This window comes from Brevundimonas bullata (assembly GCF_003350205.1).
GTDB classification, from domain to species: domain Bacteria; phylum Pseudomonadota; class Alphaproteobacteria; order Caulobacterales; family Caulobacteraceae; genus Brevundimonas; species Brevundimonas bullata.
This window is the reverse complement of sequence record NZ_QLLC01000019.1, coordinates 1-22,668: the sequence shown is the minus strand read 5'-3', so window position 1 is coordinate 22,668 and position 22,668 is coordinate 1. Positions and strand designations below refer to the sequence as shown.

20 protein-coding genes are annotated in these 22,668 nt (G+C 65.9%); 6 read left to right on the top strand and 14 right to left on the bottom strand.

Translation table 11 applies throughout. From position 1 onward, the window contains the following. Positions 1-50 precede the first annotated feature (50 nt). The 5 genes from DXK21_RS10455 to DXK21_RS10435 all read right to left on the bottom strand — a co-directional run bounded on the left by DXK21_RS10455 (position 51) and on the right by DXK21_RS10435 (position 3,354). Complete coding sequence (locus DXK21_RS10455; RefSeq protein ID WP_162790640.1) at positions 51-989, bottom strand: FecR family protein; 939 nt, start codon at positions 987-989, stop codon at positions 51-53. Between the two features lie 47 nt (positions 990-1,036). Beyond that, entirely contained in the window at positions 1,037-1,582 is a 546-nt protein-coding gene (locus tag DXK21_RS10450; protein ID WP_114817723.1) for an RNA polymerase sigma factor, read from the bottom strand. A 10-nt stretch (positions 1,583-1,592) separates the two neighbouring features. Further along, complete coding sequence (locus DXK21_RS10445; RefSeq protein WP_114817722.1) at positions 1,593-2,207, bottom strand: energy transducer TonB family protein; 615 nt, start codon at positions 2,205-2,207, stop codon at positions 1,593-1,595. A 108-nt stretch (positions 2,208-2,315) separates the two neighbouring features. Continuing rightward, a complete protein-coding gene (locus tag DXK21_RS10440; RefSeq protein ID WP_114817721.1) occupies positions 2,316-2,966 on the bottom strand; it encodes an STN domain-containing protein in 651 nt (216 codons plus the stop codon). A gap of 175 nt (positions 2,967-3,141) precedes the next feature. Beyond that, positions 3,142-3,354: a hypothetical protein gene (locus tag DXK21_RS10435; RefSeq protein ID WP_114817720.1), complete on the bottom strand. Its 213-nt coding sequence runs from the start codon at positions 3,352-3,354 to the stop codon at positions 3,142-3,144. A gap of 147 nt (positions 3,355-3,501) precedes the next feature. Here DXK21_RS10435 and DXK21_RS10430 point away from each other — a divergent pair, with 147 nt between their 5' ends. Further along, a complete protein-coding gene (locus DXK21_RS10430; RefSeq protein WP_114817719.1) occupies positions 3,502-4,698 on the top strand; it encodes a DUF6880 family protein in 1,197 nt (398 codons plus the stop codon). Between the two features lie 79 nt (positions 4,699-4,777). Here the strand turns inward: DXK21_RS10430 and DXK21_RS10425 are convergent, their stop codons facing one another. From DXK21_RS10425 to DXK21_RS10405, 5 genes are all read right to left on the bottom strand, one after another. Further along, on the bottom strand, positions 4,778-6,040 hold the full coding sequence (locus DXK21_RS10425; protein ID WP_114817718.1) for a peptide MFS transporter: 1,263 nt from the start codon (positions 6,038-6,040) through the stop codon (positions 4,778-4,780). Between the two features lie 75 nt (positions 6,041-6,115). Then, positions 6,116-8,338: a TonB-dependent receptor gene (locus tag DXK21_RS10420; RefSeq protein WP_162790639.1), complete on the bottom strand. Its 2,223-nt coding sequence runs from the start codon at positions 8,336-8,338 to the stop codon at positions 6,116-6,118. 31 nt (positions 8,339-8,369) lie between these two features. Further along, the gene (locus tag DXK21_RS10415; protein WP_162790638.1) at positions 8,370-9,350 is read right to left on the bottom strand and encodes a dipeptide epimerase; all 981 of its coding nucleotides are present in this window, start codon (positions 9,348-9,350) and stop codon (positions 8,370-8,372) included. A 208-nt stretch (positions 9,351-9,558) separates the two neighbouring features. Beyond that, on the bottom strand, positions 9,559-10,272 hold the full coding sequence (locus tag DXK21_RS10410; protein ID WP_114817715.1) for a helix-turn-helix domain-containing protein: 714 nt from the start codon (positions 10,270-10,272) through the stop codon (positions 9,559-9,561). A gap of 9 nt (positions 10,273-10,281) precedes the next feature. Beyond that, a complete protein-coding gene (locus tag DXK21_RS10405; RefSeq protein WP_114817714.1) occupies positions 10,282-11,856 on the bottom strand; it encodes a serine hydrolase in 1,575 nt (524 codons plus the stop codon). Between the two features lie 213 nt (positions 11,857-12,069). Here DXK21_RS10405 and DXK21_RS10400 point away from each other — a divergent pair, with 213 nt between their 5' ends. From DXK21_RS10400 to chrA, 5 genes are all read left to right on the top strand, one after another. Continuing rightward, on the top strand, positions 12,070-12,411 hold the full coding sequence (locus DXK21_RS10400; RefSeq protein ID WP_114817713.1) for an ArsR/SmtB family transcription factor: 342 nt from the start codon (positions 12,070-12,072) through the stop codon (positions 12,409-12,411). A 7-nt stretch (positions 12,412-12,418) separates the two neighbouring features. Then, entirely contained in the window at positions 12,419-12,841 is a 423-nt protein-coding gene (gene arsC / locus DXK21_RS10395) for an arsenate reductase (glutaredoxin) (RefSeq protein WP_114817712.1), read from the top strand. Then, positions 12,841-13,926: an ACR3 family arsenite efflux transporter gene (arsB, locus tag DXK21_RS10390; protein ID WP_162790637.1), complete on the top strand. Its 1,086-nt coding sequence runs from the start codon at positions 12,841-12,843 to the stop codon at positions 13,924-13,926. The genes arsC and arsB overlap by 1 nt, the downstream gene beginning before the upstream one ends. Further along, positions 13,926-14,672, top strand: coding sequence for an arsenical resistance protein ArsH (gene arsH / locus DXK21_RS10385; RefSeq protein ID WP_114817711.1), 747 nt, complete (start codon positions 13,926-13,928; stop codon positions 14,670-14,672). Before arsB ends, arsH begins: the two co-directional genes overlap by 1 nt. A 103-nt stretch (positions 14,673-14,775) precedes the next feature. Next, a complete protein-coding gene (chrA, locus tag DXK21_RS10380; protein WP_114817756.1) occupies positions 14,776-15,984 on the top strand; it encodes a chromate efflux transporter in 1,209 nt (402 codons plus the stop codon). Between the two features lie 19 nt (positions 15,985-16,003). Here chrA and DXK21_RS10375 read toward each other — a convergent pair whose 3' ends face one another. From DXK21_RS10375 to DXK21_RS10360, 4 genes are all read right to left on the bottom strand, one after another. Next, complete coding sequence (locus DXK21_RS10375; protein ID WP_162790636.1) at positions 16,004-17,590, bottom strand: alkaline phosphatase D family protein; 1,587 nt, start codon at positions 17,588-17,590, stop codon at positions 16,004-16,006. A gap of 14 nt (positions 17,591-17,604) precedes the next feature. Continuing rightward, positions 17,605-20,892 (bottom strand): TonB-dependent receptor domain-containing protein, encoded by a 3,288-nt coding sequence (locus DXK21_RS10370; RefSeq protein ID WP_114817709.1) that lies wholly within the window; start codon positions 20,890-20,892, stop codon positions 17,605-17,607. A 79-nt stretch (positions 20,893-20,971) separates the two neighbouring features. Next, the gene (locus DXK21_RS10365; protein ID WP_114817708.1) at positions 20,972-21,934 is read right to left on the bottom strand and encodes a FecR family protein; all 963 of its coding nucleotides are present in this window, start codon (positions 21,932-21,934) and stop codon (positions 20,972-20,974) included. Then, positions 21,925-22,491, bottom strand: a complete 567-nt coding sequence (locus DXK21_RS10360) for an RNA polymerase sigma factor (protein WP_114817707.1) — start codon at positions 22,489-22,491, stop codon at positions 21,925-21,927. The genes DXK21_RS10365 and DXK21_RS10360 overlap by 10 nt, the downstream gene beginning before the upstream one ends. Between the last annotated feature and the right edge of the window lie 177 nt (positions 22,492-22,668).

The following is a 22,668-nucleotide window of genomic DNA, read 5'->3' as shown; positions in this document are numbered from 1 at the left end:
TTTAGCGTGAAGATTTCGCGACGTTTTCCAGTCGCTTATGTGCTGTTTCGTCAGGCCACGAGGACCACATCGCCGGGCAGGCGCGTGGCCCGAACCCCATAGGCCAGGCGCATCTGGTCGATGACCTGATCGATCCGATCCGTGTGGAAGGCGCCGTTGACGCGACGGTTTCTCAGACGCGGATCGGCGATGACGATGCGCCCGGTGCGATAGCGATTGATCTCCTCGATCACGTCGCCGAGGCGCTGGTCGCGGAAGACCAGAAGACCGCGACGCCAGGCTGCCTCGGCCTCGAGGTCGATGGCCGTCGGCGGCTGCAGCCGGGTCTGATCATAGGTCACGCTGTGCCGCGCGGGCAAAGCCGCCGCCTGCCCCGCCGAGCGCACCTGGGCCGCGCCTTCCAGACAGGAGACCCGCACCTGACCGTCCAGACAGCGCAGCGCCAGCCGCGCCTGCGACGCCGTGGTCTCGCCGTCCTGGGCGAAGATCGACAGGGGGGCGTCAGGCCGCTCGATAGTGACCACCGCTTCCCCCGTTAGCAGTTCAAACGCGCCCTCTCCCGCCTGAGGCCGCAGGGCGATCCGCGTCAGGGTGTTCATCTCAATCGACACCCCCGCCGCCAGGTCAACGCGCCGCGTCTCGCCCTTGGCCGTGATGAAGTCGGCGGGCGGCGGCGCAAAGCGCGTCGCGCCTGACCGTTCCGCGAGAATGGCGACGCCAGCGGCCGAGGCGGCGATGGCCCCGCCCACCACCATGCGACGGCTGAGCCCCCTCTGGGCCTTCATCGGCTGTTTCGCCTGCTCGTCGCGCAACTCCAAGGCCGCCTGTCGCGCCGCCTTGTGCAGCCGCGCCGCCTGAACAAAGGCCCGCTCATGGCGCGCGTCGGCCTGGCGCCAGACGGCCAGATCCAGGGCGTCGTCCTGCGTCGCCTCGCCTGACATCAGGCGGTGCACCCAGGCTTGGGCCTGCTCGGCGATTGCGTCGCTCACCTGCTGATCTCGCCGCTCATGTCCGGCCTCTGAGCCGCCCCTGTAATTCATGACACGCCATCTTCGGAACGGCGCAAGGATATGACCTTGGGTTGAGAAAGAATGCGCTGCAACGCCTCCGTCGCCTGTTTCAGTTCGTGCTGCACCGTGCGCTGGGCGACGCCGTGACGCTCGGCGATCTCGACCGTCGACAGGCCGTCCAGCCAGGCGTCGGTGCAGATGGCCAGACGTCGCGCCGGCATCCGCGCCATCGCCGCCTTGACCGTCGCCAGATCTGACCGCGCCTCGGCCACGGTCGCCGGGTCAGGGCTCTCGTCCGGCACGTCCAGCAGGGCCGCGACCTCGTCAAAGCCCAGCAGCCGCCGGTCGCGTCGTCGCGCATTGGCGGCGATGTTCAGCGCCATACGGTACAGATAGGCGGTCGGGTGGCGCACCTCGTCCTGCGGCCCGCTGCTCGACAGCTTCACATAGGCGTCCTGAAGCGCATCGCGCGCCTGCTCGCGCGAGCCCAGCCGCGCGCTGAGGCCGCTCAGCAGGGTCTCGTACTTCTCGACCAGATGGCCCCGCAGACGGGCGGCGGCGTCCGTCACCACGACCGCGCGCTCATTCGCCGGTCCGCGCGCCGCTGGCCTTCGTCGAGGCGGCGTAACGCAAAGGCACGATCAGATCGATCGCCCCCGGCAGGGTCGCGGGCAGTCCCGGCAGAGGCTCGGCGCGCCGCAGGGTCTGCAGCGCCGCTTCGTCCAGAGGGGCAACGCCCGAGCTGGTCTCGATCCAGGCGTCCATGACCCGCCCGTCGCGCTGGACGATCAGACCGACCCGCACCACGCCGGTCGGACGCGCGCCGGACAAAGCGGCCGGATAGGCGTGAAAACGCGCCAGATGGCTCTCGACCCGGCGGTAGTAGTCTGACATCGCGCCGGGATCGGGGGCCGCCGCCGGCATGGCCGCTTCGCCTCCACTGGGCGCCCTCGCTGGGTCGGCGGCTGCTGCGCCGGTCGCGGACGGCGCCAGCGCCTCCTCCGGCGCGCTGACCGCCTCGCTGGCGCTGGACTGTCTTTCGATCCGGTCGCTGTCGCCGCTCTGTCGCCGAGACGCGTCGATCAGTTCCACGTTGATCGCGTGCGGCTGGGCCTCGGGCGCCGGCGCGCCTTGCGGGATCGCCGCCGACGCCAGCAGAACAGCCGCCGCCCCGCCGTGCAGGGCCGCCGACGTCATAGCGCCAAGAAGCCAGTTTCGCGTCATGGATGGAGGTCGAGCCGTCAGAGCCGCTGGAACCCCGCCTCCCTAAACCGTCACCGGCGACAGAACGGTGACGCTGATATGTCAGTGACGCCGGCGGACGCGAAACTCGATCCGCATCGGCTGCGGCAGGTCCGGCGGCGGGACTGGAAACCGCAACCCCGAGGCCAGAGCCATAAAGTCGGCGTCGCGCCCTGCGTCGCCCGAACCGCGCAAAACCTCAACGCGCCGCGCCGCGCCCTGGTCGCTCACCCACAAGCGCACGCTCAAGGCATAGTCGCCGCCCGACAGCCCCGCGTCCTGACGCAGAGCTTCGACCGTTTGCCGCTGCACCGCCTCGGCATAGGCCCGCGCCTCTGGGCTCACGCCCGCCCGGCCGACGACCGGCGCCGCCGTCGCCGTGATCGGATTCAACGTCACCGCCGAGGTCGATCCCGCGTAGATCACCACCGCCCCCGCCGAGGTGAACCGCGCCGTCAGCCCTGTCCCCGCAAGCATCAGAACCAGCGCCTCGCGCGGCTGCATCGCACCCGAAACCGGCGACGACCGCCGACCAGCCGCCAGTGAACTATCATAGAGCATCTGCAGCCCGGTCGAGACCGAGAAGGCCGCGAGCGCCTGATCCAGCGGCTGGGCGGGTATGACAAAGGTCTGACCCGCCGCGTTTTCAGCCACGGCCGAACACGCGATCAGCGCCGCCGCCACCCCGCCGAAAATGCTGACGATCTTGTTCACGACACGGACACGATGAGCCTAGGCTTCCAAGCCGACTGTTATCGCTCTACAGTAAAAAACACGATCAACAACTTGTTTTTGCGATATTTTCAAACATCTCCAGAAATCACCTAGCAGGCAGACGTCGCTATAACCCGTGAGCCATGCCGATGACGAGCTTGCCACGGAGCAAGCCTCACGGTCGACGCCGCACCTCCCAGTCGAGCGTCCATCGCCCCGCTCCGGCCGGCTTGAGCTCCGACGCGGCGGCCGGAACCTGGCGATCCAGACCATCCAGCAGCAATGACCCGCCAGAGACCGAAGCCACCGTGGCGTTGGTCTGCCAGAACGGCCCTGACATTCCGCGCATGGAAAAGCGGATGTGAACCGTGTCGTTGACCTTGGGCATGGGCTTCTTCTTCTCAGCCGACTGTCGGCCTTCTTGCGGCGTCTTCTACACGGCGGAGGCGCCGGCGCCTCCTCCTCACTTTGATCGGCGTCAGCAAGAGCGTGCTATAGACGCCCGAGGGCGTTTCACTCCCGGCAAAAGGACCTCATGGCGCGACAATCTCGGATCTCGACCCGGCTTTCCGCAGCCAGCCTCGTCCATCTCGGCGCGCCCCGGCTGGCGGACCTGCTGATCGAGGCCGGCGCCGGAAACGCCAATCTCAAGCGCCGCCTTCGCCTCGAACTGGCGGCTGAGGCTGGCCCCGACCTCCTCGCCCTCGAGATCGCCAAGCGCATCACCGCCGTCTCTGTGGCCGGCACGCGCGTATCCTGGCGCAAGCGCGGCGAGTTGATCGATGACCTGAACGCGCACCGCGAGATGATCGTCGCGCGGCTGGCGCCCGAAGCGCCCGGCGAGGCGCTGGCCGTCCTTGTTCGCTGGTTCGACCTCTACCCCGGCCTCGCCGCCCGCGTGAAGGACACCAAGGGCGAACTGCCCGCCGCCTTCGAGGCCGCTGCGCCCGATCTGTTTGCCCTCGCTGAAGCCGCCGGAGACGAGGCCCTGCGCGATCTGGTCGACGCGCTCCACCGACGTCCGCAGGACTATGCGCGCTGGATTTCTGCGTCCGGCGACGCCCTGGGTCCGGTCACGGCGCGCCGGCTGCTGGACAGCCTGGACGCATCAGCCCGGAAGATCCCGGCGGGTCGCAACCTGCTGCGCCGCCTCGCGGATCGGGCCGACGACCTCGACCTCTGGCTCTCGCTCGTCACGCCCGAGCAGGCCGGATCACCGGATACGGCCGCCGACATCGCCCGCCGCCTCCTTGGCGCCGGCCGCGTCAGCGAAGCCCGCGCGGCTCTGGAAGCGGCACTCAGTCCATCCCCGCTCAACCGCCCCAGGACCTTCGGTCGCCACCAGAAGGATGGCGCGCCTCGACTGACGCCCGCCTGGGAAACGGTTTCCATCGACGTGCTCGACGCCGAAGGCGACCGCGACGAAGCCCAAGCGCTCCGCTGGAGCCTGTTCGAGCGCGACCTGTCGGCGCCGGTTCTTCGGGACTACCTCTCACGCCTTCCCGATTTCGAAGATGTCGAGGCCCTCGACCTGGCCTTCGCTCACGCTACGGCCCACCCAGACTTCGAGGCGGCCATGCGGTTCCTGATGGACTGGCCTGCTCATCGGGAAGCGGCCGCCCTTGTCCTGGCGCGACCACGAGAAGCCCGGCAGCCTCGCCCCCTGTCAGCGGCCTGGGCGTCACGCCTTGCCCAGCGCTTTCCCGAAGCCTCAGAAATCCTGACAAGTTAGTTTCGTAAATATACACAAATTATTGAAAAATATTACAATTAATGCCCCAGAATGAGACATAAACCTACCGAAGAAACGCCTAAGCTTCCAGCTTTCTGAACGGTCGGATCAGCCCACACAGGAGTATGACCGCGACACTGGCGACCACGCCCATCAAAGCGAAATAGGCGCTCGGCGACATGGCGCTCCAGGTCGAGCCGACGAGGCCCGCCAGCAGGTTGCCGGCAAAGGCCGCCAGGAACCAGGCGGCGATCATGGTCGCCGTCATCTGCGCCGGCGCAAGGCGACCAAACAGGCCCAGGCCAACGGGAAGAATGAACAGCTCTCCGCTGGTCAGCAGGAGGAAGAAGGCGGCGAGCCAGAGCCAGTGGACGGCGCCCTGCCCCGAAACCGCCACGACGAGAGCCAAACCGAAGAAGGCGCCCGCCACCAGGGCCGCGCCCGTCGCCATGCGGGCCAGCGACGACATCCCCCGCCCCTTCCGGGCCGAGCGGTCCCAGGCCGTGACCAGGATCGGCGTCAGCAAGAAGACCAGCAGAGGGTTCAGGGATTGGAACCAGGTCATCGGAATGGACCAGTCGCCCAGCGAGCGGTCCACATCGCTGCCGATCCACAGGGCCAGGGTATTGCCCACCTGCTCATAGGCGACGCGGAAGACCACCACCGCCAGAATCACGCCGCCGAACAGCCACAGCGACGAACGGTCCAGCCCGCCGCCCTTGACCTTTTCGCCCCGCGCCGCACGCGGCGGATCGGCCGGCAGGTAGCGTCCGCCCAACAGATAGATGGCCAGGCCCGCCGCCATGCCGACACCCGCCAGGGCGAAGCCCCAGTGCCAGCCGTAGATCTCGCCCACCGCACCGCAGACCAGAGGCGCCATGAAGGCCCCCAGGTTCACGCCCATGTAGTAGATATTGTAGGCGCTGCCTCGCCGCGGATCATCGGGCTTGTATAGCCCAGCCACCTGCCCCGGCAGATTGGGCAGGAACAGGCCGTTGCCGATCGCGATGACCGCCAGGGCCGGATAGAAGAGCGCCTCCGAAGCCATCATGAAGTGGCCCAGGATCATGATCGACGCGCCAAAGACCACCGAGCGTCGGCGCCCCAGCCAGCGGTCCGCCAGCACCCCGCCGAAGATGGGCGTCAGATAGATGACCGCCGTGTAGAGCCCATAAATGATCGAGGCTCGGCCCTGCTCGATCAGCAGGGTGGTGGTCATGTAGTAGACCAGCAGGGTCCGCATGCCGAAGAAGGAGAACTTCTCCCACATCTCGGTCAGGAACAGGACGGTCAGTCCGCGCGGCTGACCCAGAAAGCTCTTTTCGCTGGCGGCGATGCTCATGACGCTCGGCTTTCCCCTTGGCCGTGGTGGCGATGCGACGTCTCGCCCATTCGAGGCAAGACGTCGCGTCCAGGTTTAGAAATAGGCCTGGATGGTAAAGCCCATGGTGCGTGGCTGGACCGTGATCCAGCTTTCCGGCCCCGTGATGCTGACCGGGCTGGCCAGAACGCGGCCGTCGTCGTCGAACAGGTTGCGCACGAAGATCGACGCCTCGATCGGACGACCCGGCAGGCGAACCCCGGCCGTCAGATTGACCAGATGATAGTCGCCATATTCGCGGTTGTTGGCGTTCTCGACGTCGAAGCGCGTGTTCATCTTGCCGGTGTAGCTGTAATCGACCCGGGCGAAGGCGTCGCGCGGTTCGAACACCGTAAAGGCCTGACGCAGACCCGCGCTGACCTGCTCGCGCGCCACGCCGGGCACGTGATCTCCGTCCGACCAGGTGGTGAAGGGCACGTCCTCGGTCAGGGTGGAATCGGTCAGCCCCACCGTGGCGTAGACATCCAGGGCGTCGTTGACGGCGAAACGGGTCTCGATCTCGGTCCCGATGCTGCGCGCCTTGCCCGCATTGGTGCGGAACGAGAAGGAGCAGGACGGCAGACTCATCGTCGTCTGGATGTCGGTCCAGTCGATGTAATAGGCGCTGGCGTTCACGGTCAGGCGACGGTCCATGAACTGGTTCTTGGAACCGATCTCATAGTTCCACACCGAGTCGGAACCGAAGCTGCCGGGCGTCTCCGACAGGCCCAGCTTGTCCAGGTCGGCGCGACACAGATCGGCGGGAACCGTGGTGTTGACCCCGCCCAGGCGGAAGCCCTTGGACGCCTGGACATAGACCATGCTGTCGCGCGTGGCGTCGAACGACAGGTTGAACTTGGGCGTGAACCCATCTTCCGAAAACTCGCCGGAGTAACGCGACACGCCGCCGTTCAGCAGACCCGACGAGAAGGTCTCATACTCCTCGCTGAAGTCGAAATAGCGCAGGCCCGCCGTCGCCGTCAGGCGCGGCGTGATCTTGTAGGAGACCTCGCCGAACACCGTCTTCTGCTTCTGGCGAATGTTCTGGAAGCCGTAGAAGACCTGATCCACGCCCGGCGCGCCGAAGTCCGACGACGGAGCGCCGACGTGGGCGTCCAGACCCGGCACGACGCCGTCCTGCGTATAGTCGCGCTTGCGGTCCTGATAGAAGACGCCGGCGATATAGTTCAGGCGGCCCTCGCCGCTGGAGGCGATCCTCAGCTCCTGCGAGAAGTCCTCGATCTCGGTCGTGTCGACCAGGGGCGCGGGCGAATCCAGCCCCAGGGCCGCCTCGGTCAGGAACTCCAGGCTGGTGCGGTTGGTGTTCTTCTTCTTCAGGAAGGAGGTCGAGGAATTGATCGAGGCCCAGCCCAGGTCATAGTCGAGAGCGGCGTTGAAGATGTTGATCCGGTCGGTCAGGCCGTCGAAGGCGCGGATGTTGCGCTGATACGGCGCCGACTGGCTGGCCCGCGAGCCCGTCTCCAGGTCGTGATACATATAGGTCAGGTTGGCGCGCAGGTCGGGGCTGAGCTGCGCCCCCAGCTGCAGACGGGCCCCGGTCGTCGTGGCGTCGTTCTGGTTGTCCTCGCCCGTCGCCGTATTGTCGATATAGCCGCCCTGATAGGTATGATAGGCGACCGCGCGCAGGGCCACGATGTCTGTGACCAGAGGCAGGTTGATCATGCCCTTGGCGCTGTAGTTGGCCTCGCCATGACGGGTGTGCGAGGCAGAGCCTTCGGCTGAGCCCGAGAAGGTCGTCAGGTTCGGCTTGTTGGTGATAATGCGGATGGCGCCGCCCATGGCGCCCGATCCATACAGGGTGCCTTGCGGTCCGCGCAGAACCTCGACCCGCGACAGGTCATACAGGCCCAGGTCCGGGTTGAAGCCGTTCACCGAGATCGGCGTCTCGTCGATATAGACCCCGACCGTCTCCTTGTTCTGGGGCTCGTCGTTGCGCACGCCGCCCGTTGAAATCCCCCGCAGGGCGATGGTGGACAGCCCCGGCCCCTGGGACACCATGGACAGGCTGGGCACCGACGCCACCATGTCGGCCAGACCGTTCTTGCCCGTCTCCATGATCTCGGCGGCGGACAGGGCGGCGACCGAGTTGGCCACGTCCTGCAGGTTCTGCGACCGCTTCTGCGCCGTGACCACGATGTCGTCGACCGTCGTGGCGGGGTCCGCAGCCCCCGGAGCCGATTGCGCCGCCGCCGACGACGCCGTCAGCGCCAGAACGACCGCCAGGGAACTCACGCCCAGATACTTGTTCTTGCCGCTCATCTTGGTTCTCCCTCCCGATTTCATCATGTCCTCAACCCCACACGGCCCGGTCGAACAGGCTCAGCCGGCGCCCGTCATGGCGCACGGCGGCGTCCGCCGGGTTCTTCAACAGCAGGGACACGTCCAGATCGACGACCTCGCACAACGTGCCGACCAGGTAGGCCGGCGCCATCGCCAGGCCGGACCCCATCATGCAGCCGACCATCAGCCTCATGCCCCGCGCCTCGGCCTCGCGGGCCAGGGCCAGGGCCTCGGTCAGGCCGCCGGTCTTGTCGAGCTTGATGTTGACGTAGGCATAGCGGCTCTCCAGCCGGTCCAGATCGGCTCGATCCTGACAGGACTCGTCGGCGCACAGCGGCACAGGGCCGGTGTAGCCGTCCAGCTGCTCGTCCTGACCACGCGGCAGAGGCTGCTCGATCATGAAGACGTCCAGCGCGGCCAGTTCCGGGGCCAGGGCGTTCAACTGCTCCAGCGTCCAGCCGCCGTTGACGTCCACGAACAGCCGGGTCGTCGGCAGGACGGCACGCACCGCGCGCACACAGGCCATGTCGTCCGGCCCGCCCAGCTTCAGTTTGATCATCCCCGCGTGGCGGTGCGTCGCGGCCAGGCGCGCGCTCTCCTCCGGCGTCTCGATCCCGATCGTGACGTCCGACGCCAGATGAGCCGGCGCCGTCAGCCCGGTCAGTTCCCAGATCGAGCGGCCCGTGCGCTTGGCTTCATGATCCCAGAAGGCGCAGTCAAGAGCGTTTCTGGCCGGCCCCGCCGACAGGCGCGTCTGCAACTCAAGCCGATCAACGGCGCCGCTCTCGATGTCAGGCGCGATAAGGGCGAGCTCGTTCTGCACCGCCTCAGCCGTATGTCCGAACATCGGCATCGGACAGGCCTCGCCCCGGCCGACGACGCCCCCGCCTTCGAGAGCCACGGCGACCACGTCCATGCCGGAGATTTCGCCAAAGGACACACGGAACGGCGTCGTCAGATCCAGACGGCGCCTCAAGGCTGTGAGCTTCACGATCCCTCCCAGAATTCGTTTTGCAGTCACAGCAATATTCGTGAAATTTTGCACAAGGCAAGAATGAAATTTGCAAAATCGGCACAACTCACCATGTGCAATTGCAAATTTACGCCCACCTCCTACCAGGAAGCGGCTTAAGTCACCCGGAAATAACGAAAAAACGGGGCGCTAATGCGCACGCTCGCCCGTATCGGCACACAACGGCCTATTCGGCGCCGACCCCGGAAAACGCGGCCCAGGCCTCGCGCGAGAAAACCCGGCTTTCGAAGGCGTCGTATCCCCGTCCCCCGCCGTGGAAATAGGTCACCAGCACCTCGGCGGGCTGATTCACCGCGACGACGCTGTGCCAGGCGGAGGAGTCCATGTGCATGGCGTCGCCTTCCTCGAGCAGGACAGGTTCCTGCCCCTCGACATAGGCCACGGCCGTACCCTTGACGACGTAGACGACCTTCTCGCCCGGGTGACGGACGAACTCGGATTCCCAAACGCTCACCGGCTGAAAATGGAAATGGCCGCAGTCGAGCGCGCGGGTTTCGTCCGCTCCGAACAGATAGTGGACCATGGCGTCGCAGAAGCGCTCGGGCCGGCGATCAGGCGCACGGTCCACCGTCATCCGTCCCGCGCCCGTTCGGATCGTCGACGACCGGGCAGCACCGCCCGGCGCATCATCAGCCCCAGCCGACGGCTCGCCCAACAGATGCTCGACGGGCACGTCCAGCGCCTTGGCCAGCAGATGCATCTTGTCGACCGTGAGCCGCAGCCGCGTGTTCTCGATGCGCGAAAGGGAAGACGTCGGTATCCCCGTCAGCTGCGACAACTGCTCCAGCGTCAGCTTGCGACTCTTGCGGATGCGGCGCAGGGCGGCGCCGCCCGTCGCGGCTTCGTCGTCGCTGGCAGGGGGGGCGTAGGGACGCGTCATCTCTCTTCCCTACGGCTGCTTCGCTGCCCTGACCAGACGCAGGTCTCTGAAATTGAACGACGGGTCTGTGCGCGCCGACACGGGGGCCATTTCGATGTCGCGAACCTGGCCGCGCGGGTCGAGGCGGAAGTTGACATAGGCGTCGGCATTCAGCGCCCGATCCCGCCAGACGGCGATGAAACGGTCGCCGTCGACATGGCGCAGCCGCCCGCTCATCGCCTCCGACCCCAGGTCCATGATCAGGTCCTCTCCGTCCAGCCGCACCTCGACGGGGCCGAACCAGGCGTCGTCATAGCGACCGGCATACTGCTCCAGCGGCAGGGCCGGACGCGGGGCGTCGCCCGCCGCCGCAGCCTCAGAGCCTGCGACAGCCGTGTCCGCCTGAGCGGCGCGAATGGCGGCCATCTCCGCCCTGCCCTGATCGGCGATGGCGCGAACCGGATTGGGGCTGAACTTCAAGGCAGCAAGCTGCTGGGCGATAGCGCGGGCCGCGCCGCTGGTCTTGTTGGTCATGACCATGACGCCGAAGCCGTCGTCGGGATACAGGCTCAAATAGCTGACCATGCCGGGCAGACCGCCGCCGTGCTGGACCTCGCGTCGACCAAAGCTGTCCTGCACCATCCAGCCCAGACCATAGGCGCTGAAGGTCGTGCCCGCCTGATAGGGCGAGGCCGCGCGCCCGAGCGGCATCAGGGTCACCGGGCTGAACAGGTCGGCGCGGCGCGCGGCGTCCAGTTCAGGCCCCTTGGCCGGATCAAGATTAAAGGCCATCCACTGGGCCATGCCGCGCGCATTGCAGAAGATGCCGCCCGCCGCCAGGGTGATGTCCGGCAGAGGGAAGTCCACCGTGGTCAGTTGGCCGTCGGCATAGTCGTGGGCCAGTGATCGCGCGACGCCCTGCGCCAATTGCTTCTGGTCCGGCACGCAGCCGCTCATGTCCAGACGGGTCAGGAAACGACTCTGGATCTCATCCTGCCAGGACCGACCCGACACCCGTTCAATCAGGTCACCGGCGACGATGTAGAGCAGGTTGTCATAGGCGAATTCGGTTCGGAAGCTGGACTTGGGCTCCAGGTGCGCCAGCGCCTGATAGACTTGGGCGCGGTTGGCCTTGCCCTCGGTCAACATCACCAGATCACCGGCATAGGGCGCCAGGCCCGAACGGTGGCTGACCAGATCGCGGATGGTGAATTCGCGCGTCACCCAGGGATCAGACAGGCGGAACTCGGGTACGTAGTCGATGACAGGATCATCCCAGTCCAGCCGCCCCTCCTGCTCGAGAAGGGCGATCTCCGTCGTGGTGAAGGCCTTGGAGATCGAACCGATGCCGAACAAGGTATCCGCATTGACCGGCACATTCGTCCGATGATCCACGACGCCGTAGCCCTTCAGATAGGGGGCCTGCCCCGGCTGAATCACGGCGATGGCGACGCCCGGAATCTCGAAAGACGCGATCGCCGTCTCAACGACCTGATCGATCTGCCGTTCGCTGAGACGAACCGGCTCGGCGGCTTCCGCCCATCCACCGACCGCCAATACCGCCAGCCCAATAAGCGGGCCATAGTTCCGTAGCCGTGACAACATGATCGCCTCCCTTGCTCCGAACTCTGATTTCGTTTTGCTGTTTCTGCAAGAAATTTGTGCCGAACGCCAAAAACGGCGGGCGCATTGAGAACGCTCTGAGTTCGCTGGAAACTCCGCCTTGCAGGCGCGCACCCGGCGCAGCCATTGGCGTCCGCCCCATCAGACAGCCTCGGACCGCTTTGACATCACCGACTATTCCATTATCTTGGAATTATGGAATCAGAAGTCGCCATCCTCGCTCTCGCCGCCTTGGCGCAGCCGACGCGCCTGGAGACCTTCCGCCTCCTGGTGCGGCATGAGCCCGAAGGCCTGCCCGCCGGCGAGATCGCGGACGCTCTGGCGGTGCCGGCCAACACCATGTCGGCCCACCTCGGAGTCCTGACCCGCGCCGGCCTGATCAGTTCCAAGCGTCACAGCCGGTCGATCATCTATCGCGCCGACCTGGCCCGCCTCCAGGCGCTGGTTCTGTTCCTGCTGAAGGACTGCTGCCAGGGCCGCGCCGAAATTTGCGAACCGCTATTGGCCGAACTCTCGCTCTCGCCCTGCCGCACCTGAGGCTCTCATGGACGTCGTTATCTATCACAATCCCGCTTGCGGGACGTCGCGCAACACCCTGGCCCTGATCCGCCACGTCGGCATCGAGCCCCACGTCGTCGAGTATCTGAAGACGCCGCCCAGCCGCGCCATGATCCGGGGGTTGGTCGAGCGCATGGGCGTTCCGCTGCGCAGCCTGCTGCGCGAGAAGGGTACGCCCTTCGCCGAGTTGGGCCTCGGCGACCCCGCCCTGACGGACGATCAGCTGCTGGACGCCATCGAGGCGCATCCGATCCTGCTGAACCGTCCCATCGTCGTCTCGCCGCTGGGCGTGAAGCTGTGCCGACCGTCCGAGGCGGTGCTGGACCTTCTGCCGTCAGAGAACCTGAAGCCCTTCACTAAGGAGGACGGCGAGGTCGTCATCGACGCCGAGGGCCGGAGGGTCCGCTGATGGTCGACGTCGCCATGACTGAACAGCCGCCGCGTCGCCTGTCCTTCCTCGACCGTTGGCTGACATTGTGGATTTTCGCCGCCATGGCGCTGGGCGTGCTGCTGGGCACGGTCGTGCCGGGGTTGCCCGGCTGGATCGACGGCCTGTCGGTCGGGACGACCAACATCCCCATCGCCATCGGCCTGATCCTGATGATGTATCCGCCGCTGGCGCGGGTGAAGTACGAGGAACTGCCGCGCGTCTTCGCCGACAAGCGGGTGCTGCTGCTGTCCCTGTTCCAGAACTGGGTGCTGGGGCCGGTGCTGATGTTCGCCCTGGCGGTCCTCTTCCTGCGCGACCAGCCGGAATACATGACCGGCGTCATCCTGATCGGCTTGGCGCGCTGCATCGCCATGGTCCTGGTCTGGAACCAGCTGGCGCGCGGCGACAACCAGTATGTGGCGGGTCTGGTCGCCTTCAACTCGTTGTTCCAGATCGCCTTCTTCAGCCTCTACGCCTGGCTGTTCCTGACCGTGCTGCCGCCCCTGTTCGGACTGGAGAGCAGCGTGGTGGACGTCAGCGTCTGGACCATAGCCGGGGCCGTCCTGGTCTATCTCGGCCTGCCCTTCCTGGGCGGCTTCCTGACCCGGCGAGCCCTGGTCTCAAGGAAGGGGAACGACTGGTACGAGACGCGCTTCCTGCCGCGCATTGCGCCGATCACCCTGATCGCCTTGTTGTTCACCATCGTCGCCATGTTCAGCCTGAAGGGCGGCGAGGTGGTCGCCCTGCCGCTGGACGCCCTGCGCATCGCCATCCCGCTGACGATCTACTTCTTCGTCATGTTCGTGGTCAGCTTCCTGATGGGGCGGCTGATCGAGGCGGACTATCCGCGCACCACGGCCCTGGCCTTCACCGCCGCCTCCAACAATTTCGAACTGGCCATCGCCGTCGCCATCGCGGCCTTCGGACTGGCCTCGCCGGTCGCCTTCGCCGCGGTCATCGGCCCGCTGGTCGAGGTGCCGGTGCTGATCCTGCTGGTCTCGGTCGCCCTGTGGCTGGGGCGCCGCTACTTCCCCGCGACCGCGCCCAAGAAAGACGTCTGCTGATGAGCCGCCTTCGCGACCTGCCCGATCCCGACCACCTGCCCGCACTCGACCCGGCCTACCTGTCCAGCCAGCCGGCGCTCGGCCTCGGCCCGAACGATCATCCGCCTCGCATCCTGCTGCTCTACGGCTCGCTGAGGGATCGATCCTTTTCCCGCCTGTGCGTCGAGGAGGCGGCTCGCCTTCTGCGCTTCATGGGCTGCGAGACCCGCATCTTCGATCCGTCCGATCTGCCGCTGACGGATCAGGTCGACTACGACGACCACCCCGCCGTCCACGAACTGCGCGAACACGCCCTGTGGTCGGAAGGCATGGTCTGGAGCAGCCCCGAGCGCCACGGTCAAATTTCCGGGATCATGAAACTTCAGATCGATCACCTGCCGCTGAACATGGGCGGCATGCGCCCGACCCAGGGCCGGACCCTGGCCGTCATGCAGGTCTCCGGCGGGTCGCAGAGTTTCAACGCGGTCAACACCCTGCGCCTGCTGGGCCGCTGGATGCGGATGATCACCATCCCCAATCAATCGAGCGTGGCCAAGGCCTTCATGGAGTTCGACGACAACGGCCGCATGAAGCCGTCCAGCTACTATGACCGCATCGTCGACGTGATGGAGGAGCTGGTGCGCTTCACCGTCCTGACCCGCGTCCATGCCGGACAGCTGGTCGACCGCTACTCCGAACGGAAGGCGTCAGGCACGCCCATCGACGCCGCCAATGACCTGTCCGCCATCGCGATCGGGTCGGCCTGACGCCTGCATCAGGCATCGGCCGAGGCGCCGTTGATGGCATGGAAGGGAAGCCATACTGCTCCACCGTGGTTCAAGGGTCGTATCGATTGACGGAAGCCAGATGATGTCCGAAGGCCCTGACGATCTGCGCCCCCCGCATCTGAGCTATGGCGCCCTCTTCCTGCAGTTCCTGCGGTTCGGCGCCCTGGCCTTCGGCGGACCCGTCGCCCAGATCGCCATGATCCGGCACAGGCTGATCGACGAAGGTCGATGGATGTCGAGCGAGCGCTTCAACCGCCTGCTCGCCGTGCTTCAGGTCCTGCCCGGCCCGGAGGCCCACGAACTCTGCGTCCACCTGGGCATGAGGGCGCGCGGCCGGATCGGCGGCGTCCTGGCCGGTCTGGGCTTCATGCTGCCCGGCTTCGTCCTGATGTTGGGCCTGGCCTGGCTCTATTTCTTGATCGGCGTGCAGTCAGGCTGGATGACCAGCGCCTTCATCGGGGTTCAGATCGCTGTCCTGGCCGTGATCGTGAGAGCCGCCCACAGAATCGGCCGGCACGTCATGATCGACCGCAGCCTCTGGACCATTGGCGCCGCCAGTTGTGCAGCCTCGTTGCTGGGCGTGAGTTTCTGGCTGATCCTGCCGGCCGCCGGTCTGGCCTACGCCCTTGTCCAGGGCGGTCGCCGTTTTGAAGCCGCCGCCATCTTAATCGTGACGCTCTCGGCGGGTCTGGCGGCGCGCTACTGGCTCGACGACCACAGCGCGCCCCTTGTCACGACGGCGGCTCTCGCGCCGATGAGCGCGTCAGCCGCCGTTCTTTTCTTCACCGGCCTGAAAGCGGGACTTCTGACCTTCGGCGGCGCCTACACCGCCATCCCGGTTATGCGGGCCGACGCCGCAAGCGGCGGCTGGATCAGCGACGGCCAGTTCCTGGACGGCGTCGCCCTGGCCCAGGTGATCCCGGCGCCCCTCATCATCTTCGGAACCTTCGTCGGCTACGCCGGCGGCGGTTTTCCGGGCGCGCTGGCGCTGACAGCCGGCATCTTCCTTCCGGCCTTCGCCTTCTCCCTCCTCTTTTATGACCGCTTGGAACTGGTCCTCGAAAACAAGGCGCTGCACGCCCTGCTGGACGGCGTCGCCGCCGCCGTGGTCGGCCTGATTGTCGCCACCGTCCTTCAACTGGGAGCCTCCCTGGTCGACGCAGCGCCCTACTGGCCGCTCGCACTGGCGATCTTCGTCGCCGCCCTCGTCGCCGCCTACCGCTGGCGCGCGCAACTAGCCGTACCCGCCATACTGGTTCTGGCCGGCATGGCGGGCGCCCTTGCCTTCTGAGGACCTCGCACCGGGCGCTTCAGACGCGGTGCAGTTCGGGACTGTCAGGAGCCAGAGCAAAGCTGGCGATCCTTGATATCTGCCCCCCAGACTTCTGAACCTGATCCATCACCATGACGTCGGTGCGCCACTCGCGAGCCGTGATGTCATAGGTCTGGTAGCCACGCAGATCATTGCAGAGCGCGAGGTGTGGATTGTCCGCATCCAGGAAGCGGGCGACATTCGGCGAGCGAAGAGCGCCGTCGCCGTTGGAGGTGATGGAGGAGCACAGGAACTCGGCCCCGACCGAGGGGCCGTCAGGCTCGTCATCGCGCAGAGGCACAGAGCCGACCGCGTGCATGTGGGCGTCGCCGCCAGAGAAGACGACATTGGTCAGCTTCAGGTCGGAAATCGTCTGGACCAGCCTGCGACGCGACGCGGGATAGCCGTCCCATTTGTCATTGAAGGCCGGCAAGGCCTGCCCTTGAGCATTGACGCCCTTCAGCGGCATGATGAAGACCTGCTGGGCGATCAGATTCCAGACGGCGTCGTTACGCAGGCCCTGGTTCAGCCAGGCCTCCTGAGGTTGGCCGAGAATGGTGGCTTCCGCCTCCCCTCCTGTCCGGCAGTTCTTCTGTCCCGAGCGCACGCACAGCTGATCATCGCGATAGCTGCGCGTGTCGAGCACATGCATCCGCATCAGGCCGCCGTAATCGAGGCGGCGGTACATGGTCACTTCGCCCAGTCGGGGGAATTGGGAACGACGCACAGGCATGTGCTCGTACCAAGCCTGCATCGCCGCCTGTCTTCTCAGCGCGAACACCTCCGGCGGCGTGCCGTCCTGATCATAGGCCGACGCCCAGTCGTTATCGACCTCGTGATCGTCGAAGGAAGAGATGAAGGCGAAGGCCGCCTGGGCCGCCTGCAGGTCCGGATCGCTCTGATACTGGGCGTAGCGTCGGCGATAGTCGTCGAGGCTGTAGATTTCGCCCCCGACATGAGTGCGGCCGTCAACGACCGCGCCCGATGCGTCACGGATGTCGTAACGGCCTGCGCCGTGAGAGGCGCCGCCTTCGTAAATATAGTCGCCGTAGTGGAAAACCACGTCCAGGTCGGCGTCACGGCTCATGTGGCGATAGGCGTCAAACCAGCCATGATAGAGGGCCTGGCATCCGGCCACCGCCATTCGCATCCGATCCGGCGTCTGGCCTCGCGCGGGCGCGGTGCGGACGCGGCCAACCGGACTGGCCTCGGCGCCCTCGACCAGGAATCGGTACCAGTAGTGGCGGAAGGGCTGGAGGCCCTCGACCTCGACGTGGACCGAGTGGGCCAATTCGGGCCGCGCGTGTGTTTCGCCGGCCTGGACGATGCGCCCGAAGCGCTCGTCTTCGGCCACTTCCCACCGCACCGGGACGACGGCCAGCGGCATGCCGCCGTGGGGTTCGAGCGGCTGCGGCGCCAGACGGGTCCACAGGACGAAGCCGTCGGGCCAAGGGTCGCCCGAGGCGACCCCCAGCGCGAAGGGATAGCCGCTGAAGCGATTCGCGCCCCAGGCCCGGGTTTGCAAGCTGACCCCGCCGACGAAGGCCAGGCCGCCCGCGGCGGCCAGAAGTTTGCGCCGATCCATTGCACAGCCGGTCATCAGAAACGCACCCGGATGCCGGTGGTCAGGTTTCTGCCCCCGTGGATGTAGATGGCGCTGTGATCCTGGAGGTCACCCGCCGGCGCCAATTCTCCCGGCACGATCACGTTGCGCGCATTGTCGAACAGGTTCCGCACCGAGAAGAAGGCTTCCCACCCGCCTTCCAGGCGATAGCTGCCGGACAGGTTGGTGTCCCAATAGGCGTCGAACCAGGAGGGCGTGGTCGAGCGGTATTTCTGGTCCGTCCAGACATTGTTCATGAACAGCTTCACCGGCCCCTTGCGATAGGACAGGGACAGGGTGGCCAGTTTGTCGGCCACCCGCACGATGGGGATGTCGGGATCATTCTTCATGAACGAGCCGCGGACAGACAGGCCGTCCAGCACGCCCGGCAGATAGCTCATCTCGTGGCTGAATTCGAACTCATAGCCCTGGATATTGATGGCTTCGCCGTCGAGGGTGCGGGTGGTTTCAAAGATATAGTCGGCGTAGTCGTCGCCGGTGTAGCCAAACTCCTCCGCGGTCAGCTCCACCGTCTGGAACAGGCCCTTGATCTTGTTGCGATAGTATCCGACGGCGATCATGCCGACGGGCTCAAAATAGTGCGATACGCGCACCGAGTAGTTGTCGGAAAGCTCCGGCTCCAGCCCTGGGTTCGGCGCGCGCACGACCCGGTTCACATCGTCGATGCTCCAGACGCCGGCCAGTTGGCTGACTTCCGGCCTGCGAATGGTGCGGCTGAAGCCCACCTGCAGATCCGTATTATCGGTAACGGCGAACTTGGCTGAGGCGCTGGGGAAGAAGTGATCATACTCGCCCCGCCGATCCGCCATCGGCAGGCTCAAATACTGATACTTCAACCCCTCGATCGTCGTGGCGCGCCCCGTGGTTGCGCTGACGGCATAGCCGGCGGCCGCGACCTCCTCCGGCGACCGGGCGTCAGCCTCGCGCGCGGAGGTCTCTGTTCGCTCCCAGCGCAGGCCGGCGCGCAGCTTGAGCCGGGGCGTCAGTTCCGCCGTAGCCATGGCGTAGGCCGCGTCGGTCGCCTCTTCAAAGTGACGACGGTTGGCGACGTTGGCGTTGTACCAGTTGGTCGGAGACAGCACCTGGGCCCAATCGCCCGGATTGTTCAGATACATCTGACCCAGCTTGTACATGCTGGGCAGATAGAACGCGCTGTAGCCGTTCAACGTCGTGATCGAGATCCCGCTGTCCGCGTAGGAGCCCTGGTTGGTACTCTGTATGGCCTGCAACAACTGGCCGTTCGAGAGCGCGCCGACGTACTTGTACAGATAGTTGTCCGACTGATTGTCATAGTCGTACTCGCCCGTCTGGCTCTTTATGCCGGTCTTGAACACGACGGGAACGGCGCCGATGTCGGTCGCATAGGTCAGGTTCAAGGCCCCGCCGGTCATCTTCACCTCGGCTGAGCTGGCGTTGCGCAGGCGGATCGTCGGCGTACCGGCAATGCTGAACGACGAGGCCTGGCTCCAGTCCGGTCCGCTCACCTGCTGAATCCGCCACGCCTGCCCGAAGTAGTCGCCCGGTGCGCGTGTCGCCGAGAAGTCGCCGGTGGAAACCGGCAGCGTGGTCATGGTGTAGACCGCCCCCTTCTCGCCGAGCGGATCATAGGTGCTGGTCGAGCTGGAATAGGCCAGATGGCCATCGACCCTCAGCCCGCCGCGTTGATACTCGAAGCCGGGCACCAGATTGCGCCCCTGCCCCTTCTTGAAGGTGACGGTGTTTTCCGCCGTCATCGTCGTGGCGCCGGCCGGCTGCCGGGTCGTAAAATCAAAGACGGAATCCCCCTCAACGCCGCGCGTGCGAGAGCCCGTGGTGAACAACGGCGAGGTCGATCCCGCCCAGATCGTTCCCCGGTTCAGCATGGCGACCATGGAGAGGGTCAGGTTGTCGGTCGCTCGGAAATCTACGTTCAGCGACGCCGACGCCCGCGAAATCTCGCGCGTTCCCATGGCCGTCTCGATGCTGTTGATCGCCAGCGGCGCAGGGTTCGCCGCCGTCTTCACATAGTTGCGGCTGAGCGTGATCTGCTCCTGCTCGGCGTACATGTTGGACACGCTGGCCGAGGCCACCACCCCCAGGCGACGACCGAAGAAGACATCCGAATACTCGACCTGCGCATTGGGCAGGAAACGCTGATTGCCGTAGCCGCCCTCCGCCGGTCCGGTGCGGCGGCTGTCGTCCCACTGGTTCGAATGGGTGGTCGCACTGACCTGGGCCATGATCCGACGCCCACGACGGTCGAAGGCGCGCTTGGTGCGGACATTGATGGTGCCTGCGGGAGCATTGGCGTCGACATCGGCGCTGACGGTCTTGGATATTTCGATCGAGTCCAGGCCGCTCAGCGACATCTGTTCGAAGCTGAACGAACGAGACGCGCCTGCGCCGTCATTGGCGTCGGCCGAGGCCAGACTGACCCCGTTCAGCGTCACCCCCGTATAGGCCGACGGCATGCCCCTCAGCGAAACCGTCCGTACTGTGCCGTCGCCTATGCTGTCGGTATCGACGCCAGGCATGAACTTGATGAACTCGCCCGGATTTCCCTCCGAGATGTCGCCGTAGGATTCGGCGGACAGGCTGTTCTTGATGTCCATCGACTGGCGCTGGGACATGATGGCCCGCGCATCGCCCTCTCGCACGCCGACAACGACGACGTCGCTGACCTGCACCGCGTCGCTCATCCGCGCCATGGCGACATTCAGGCGCGCCGCTTGCCCGTCAGACACCACGACCTCGGACACCTGATCAGGATAGCCGGAGAAGCTGACCGTTATCTGCGCCGGGCCGGCGGCCAGGTCCGTCAGCCGAAAGGCGCCGCCCTCCCCCGAGGTCACGGTGCGCTTGACGCCTTCGGCGTCCACAACCTGCACGCTGGCGTTGCGCATATACTCGCCCGTCGCCGGGTCGATCACCGCGCCCGTGATCTGGCCCCTGCCCGCGCGAGCCTGCGCCGCGCTGACGCCGAGCGTCAGGGTGCGGCCCGTGTCGGAAGTGATGACCAGGCCGGACCCTCGCAGCGCCAGACGGACGCCTTCGCGGGCGTCATAGGCGCCGGTGACGGCAGACACTCGCCGGCCGACGAGATCCGCCCGAGCCGCCAGAATCTGCAGTTCGGCCTGACGACCCAATTCGGGCACGCCGCTTTGCGCGGCCTGCGCCTCGACATTGAACCGGCGGCTTTGGGCGGACGCCGGGTCCGACGCCATGATCGCCATCACTGAAACGCTTGCGGCCAGCACGGCCTTAACACCAACCATCGAACTCATTCCGCATCCCCGAGCATCAACCACACTCGACGGACCACGATGAGCCAGACGGGGCTCCCCTCCACTTTAGAGCCGAAGTTTATTGTGAATATTTGACGACCGATGATAGGTCGCCGAGGACAATTTTGTCCGGGTACACGTCAATATTCACATTAAGTACTTGAGCGCTCGCACGCGCAAAGCCTTCGGCGTCGCGCGCATTGAATACGCCGACGACACGCTCATCAGAAATGGCTGGAGCAACCTGGATGACCTTTTGGCTGTAGCGATTAAACTCTTCCGCGGCTTCGCCCAGGCGCTCGCCGTCCAGCATGATCAGGCCGTCGCGCCAGGCGAGACGACGCTGCAACTGCTCATCCTTTAACCGCGAGACTTGAAGTCCCTGGGCAGAGGTCAGGCGCATGGTCTCGCCCTGGCGCAAGATGGTCCTTGCGCCCGCCGGACCCCGCACCTTCACAACGCCCTCCGACACCATGACGTCGGTGAAGCCGCGCTCTTTTCGCACGGAGAAGGCGGTGCCGACGGCCGTGACGGTGGCCGCTCCAGCCGTCACGACGAAGGGTCGCACGACATCCTTTTCGACCTGGAACCAGGCCTCGCCCTCTCGCAGTTCGACACTCCGCTTCTGCTCGGAATACCTCACGGCGATTTCAGCGTCGGCGTTCATCACCGTGCGCGAACCGTCCTCCAACGCCAGACGCCGCACTTCTTCGCGCGTCGTGCGATATGTGCGGCGATTGATCAGCGCCACGCCGACGCCGGTCAGAGCCACACTGGCGGCCAGCGCCCCTCCCGCCAGAAAACCTCGACGCGCCAGTTGGGGCGAAAAGCTGCCGGACTGATCCTCTGGCGCCCTCGGCCTCTGCACGCCGACCGCCGTCGCCCATACCGCGCTGGCTCGCACGAAGGCTGCGTCGTGGCGGGGGTCCAGCGCGCGCCACTGTTCGAGGCTCGCACGTTCGCTATCCGTCAGTCCTCGGTCGTCGGCCACGACCCAGTCCGCCGCGCGGCGCTCGATTTCTATATCGCCGTTCACCACCATGCGCGGCGCTTCCCTCGCCCCAGACGCTCAGCCTCGGCGCCGTTCTGATCCGCAGCCTCCCTCAGCGCGGCCAGGAGCAGGCGCAAGGCCGTGGCCGCGCGCTTCTCGATCGTGCTCTCCGGGACGCCCAGCCGACGAGCGATCTCCTTTTGCGACAGGCCTTCTATCCGACGCATCCACAGCACCTGGCGGGGTTTCTCAGGCAGGGACTGAATCATTTTGACGACATGCCGCAGTTCATCCCGATCCGCCGCAACCCGCTCCGGGTCAGGCTCCTCATCTACGATGAACGTCTCGCCGATATCCGCCACGACCGTCATGGGCGTCAAACGCGCCCGTCGCATGTGCTCGAGCACGATGCTGCGCGCGACGGTGAAGAAATAGGCGCGCGGTTCCCGGATGGCGTCGACGCAAGCCAGGGCGGAGAACCTGGCGTAGGCCTCCTGAATGACGTCATCCTCATCGACCACCGACAGCGACGAATGACGCAGCCAACGGCGGACGTCGCCTTCATGAGGCGTGATGCTGGCGGCGATCCACGCAATCCTGTCCGGCACAACCCGCTCCGATCAAAGAAGGCTGGCCTCTAGGCGGCGGTCGCAATGGTTTTGCGACAAAACCAAAGGTATCGAAATTTGGATCGGGAGGCGCCTTCGCTTAACGATTACACGGAGAGCCGGGCTAGGTGGTGTGGACAAAGTGCCTGACCCACAAGCGGATTGAAGCGACGAGGA

Excerpts from the sequence above, each read along its gene's own strand:
- DXK21_RS10445 (WP_114817722.1), bottom strand. The coding sequence starts at position 2,207 with ATGACGTCGGCGGCCCTGCACGGCGGGGCGGCGGCTGTTCTGCTGGCG.
- DXK21_RS10435 (WP_114817720.1), bottom strand. The coding sequence starts at position 3,354 with ATGCCCAAGGTCAACGACACGGTTCACATCCGCTTTTCCATGCGCGGA.
- DXK21_RS10430 (WP_114817719.1), top strand. The coding sequence starts at position 3,502 with ATGGCGCGACAATCTCGGATCTCGACCCGGCTTTCCGCAGCCAGCCTC.
- DXK21_RS10425 (WP_114817718.1), bottom strand. The coding sequence starts at position 6,040 with ATGAGCATCGCCGCCAGCGAAAAGAGCTTTCTGGGTCAGCCGCGCGGA.
- DXK21_RS10420 (WP_162790639.1), bottom strand. The coding sequence starts at position 8,338 with ATGAGCGGCAAGAACAAGTATCTGGGCGTGAGTTCCCTGGCGGTCGTT.
- DXK21_RS10410 (WP_114817715.1), bottom strand. The coding sequence starts at position 10,272 with ATGACGCGTCCCTACGCCCCCCCTGCCAGCGACGACGAAGCCGCGACG.
- DXK21_RS10405 (WP_114817714.1), bottom strand. The coding sequence starts at position 11,856 with ATGTTGTCACGGCTACGGAACTATGGCCCGCTTATTGGGCTGGCGGTA.
- DXK21_RS10400 (WP_114817713.1), top strand. The coding sequence starts at position 12,070 with ATGGAATCAGAAGTCGCCATCCTCGCTCTCGCCGCCTTGGCGCAGCCG.
- arsC (WP_114817712.1), top strand. The coding sequence starts at position 12,419 with ATGGACGTCGTTATCTATCACAATCCCGCTTGCGGGACGTCGCGCAAC.
- arsB (WP_162790637.1), top strand. The coding sequence starts at position 12,841 with ATGGTCGACGTCGCCATGACTGAACAGCCGCCGCGTCGCCTGTCCTTC.
- arsH (WP_114817711.1), top strand. The coding sequence starts at position 13,926 with ATGAGCCGCCTTCGCGACCTGCCCGATCCCGACCACCTGCCCGCACTC.
- chrA (WP_114817756.1), top strand. The coding sequence starts at position 14,776 with ATGTCCGAAGGCCCTGACGATCTGCGCCCCCCGCATCTGAGCTATGGC.
- DXK21_RS10375 (WP_162790636.1), bottom strand. The coding sequence starts at position 17,590 with ATGGATCGGCGCAAACTTCTGGCCGCCGCGGGCGGCCTGGCCTTCGTC.
- DXK21_RS10370 (WP_114817709.1), bottom strand. The coding sequence starts at position 20,892 with ATGAGTTCGATGGTTGGTGTTAAGGCCGTGCTGGCCGCAAGCGTTTCA.
- DXK21_RS10365 (WP_114817708.1), bottom strand. The coding sequence starts at position 21,934 with ATGGTGGTGAACGGCGATATAGAAATCGAGCGCCGCGCGGCGGACTGG.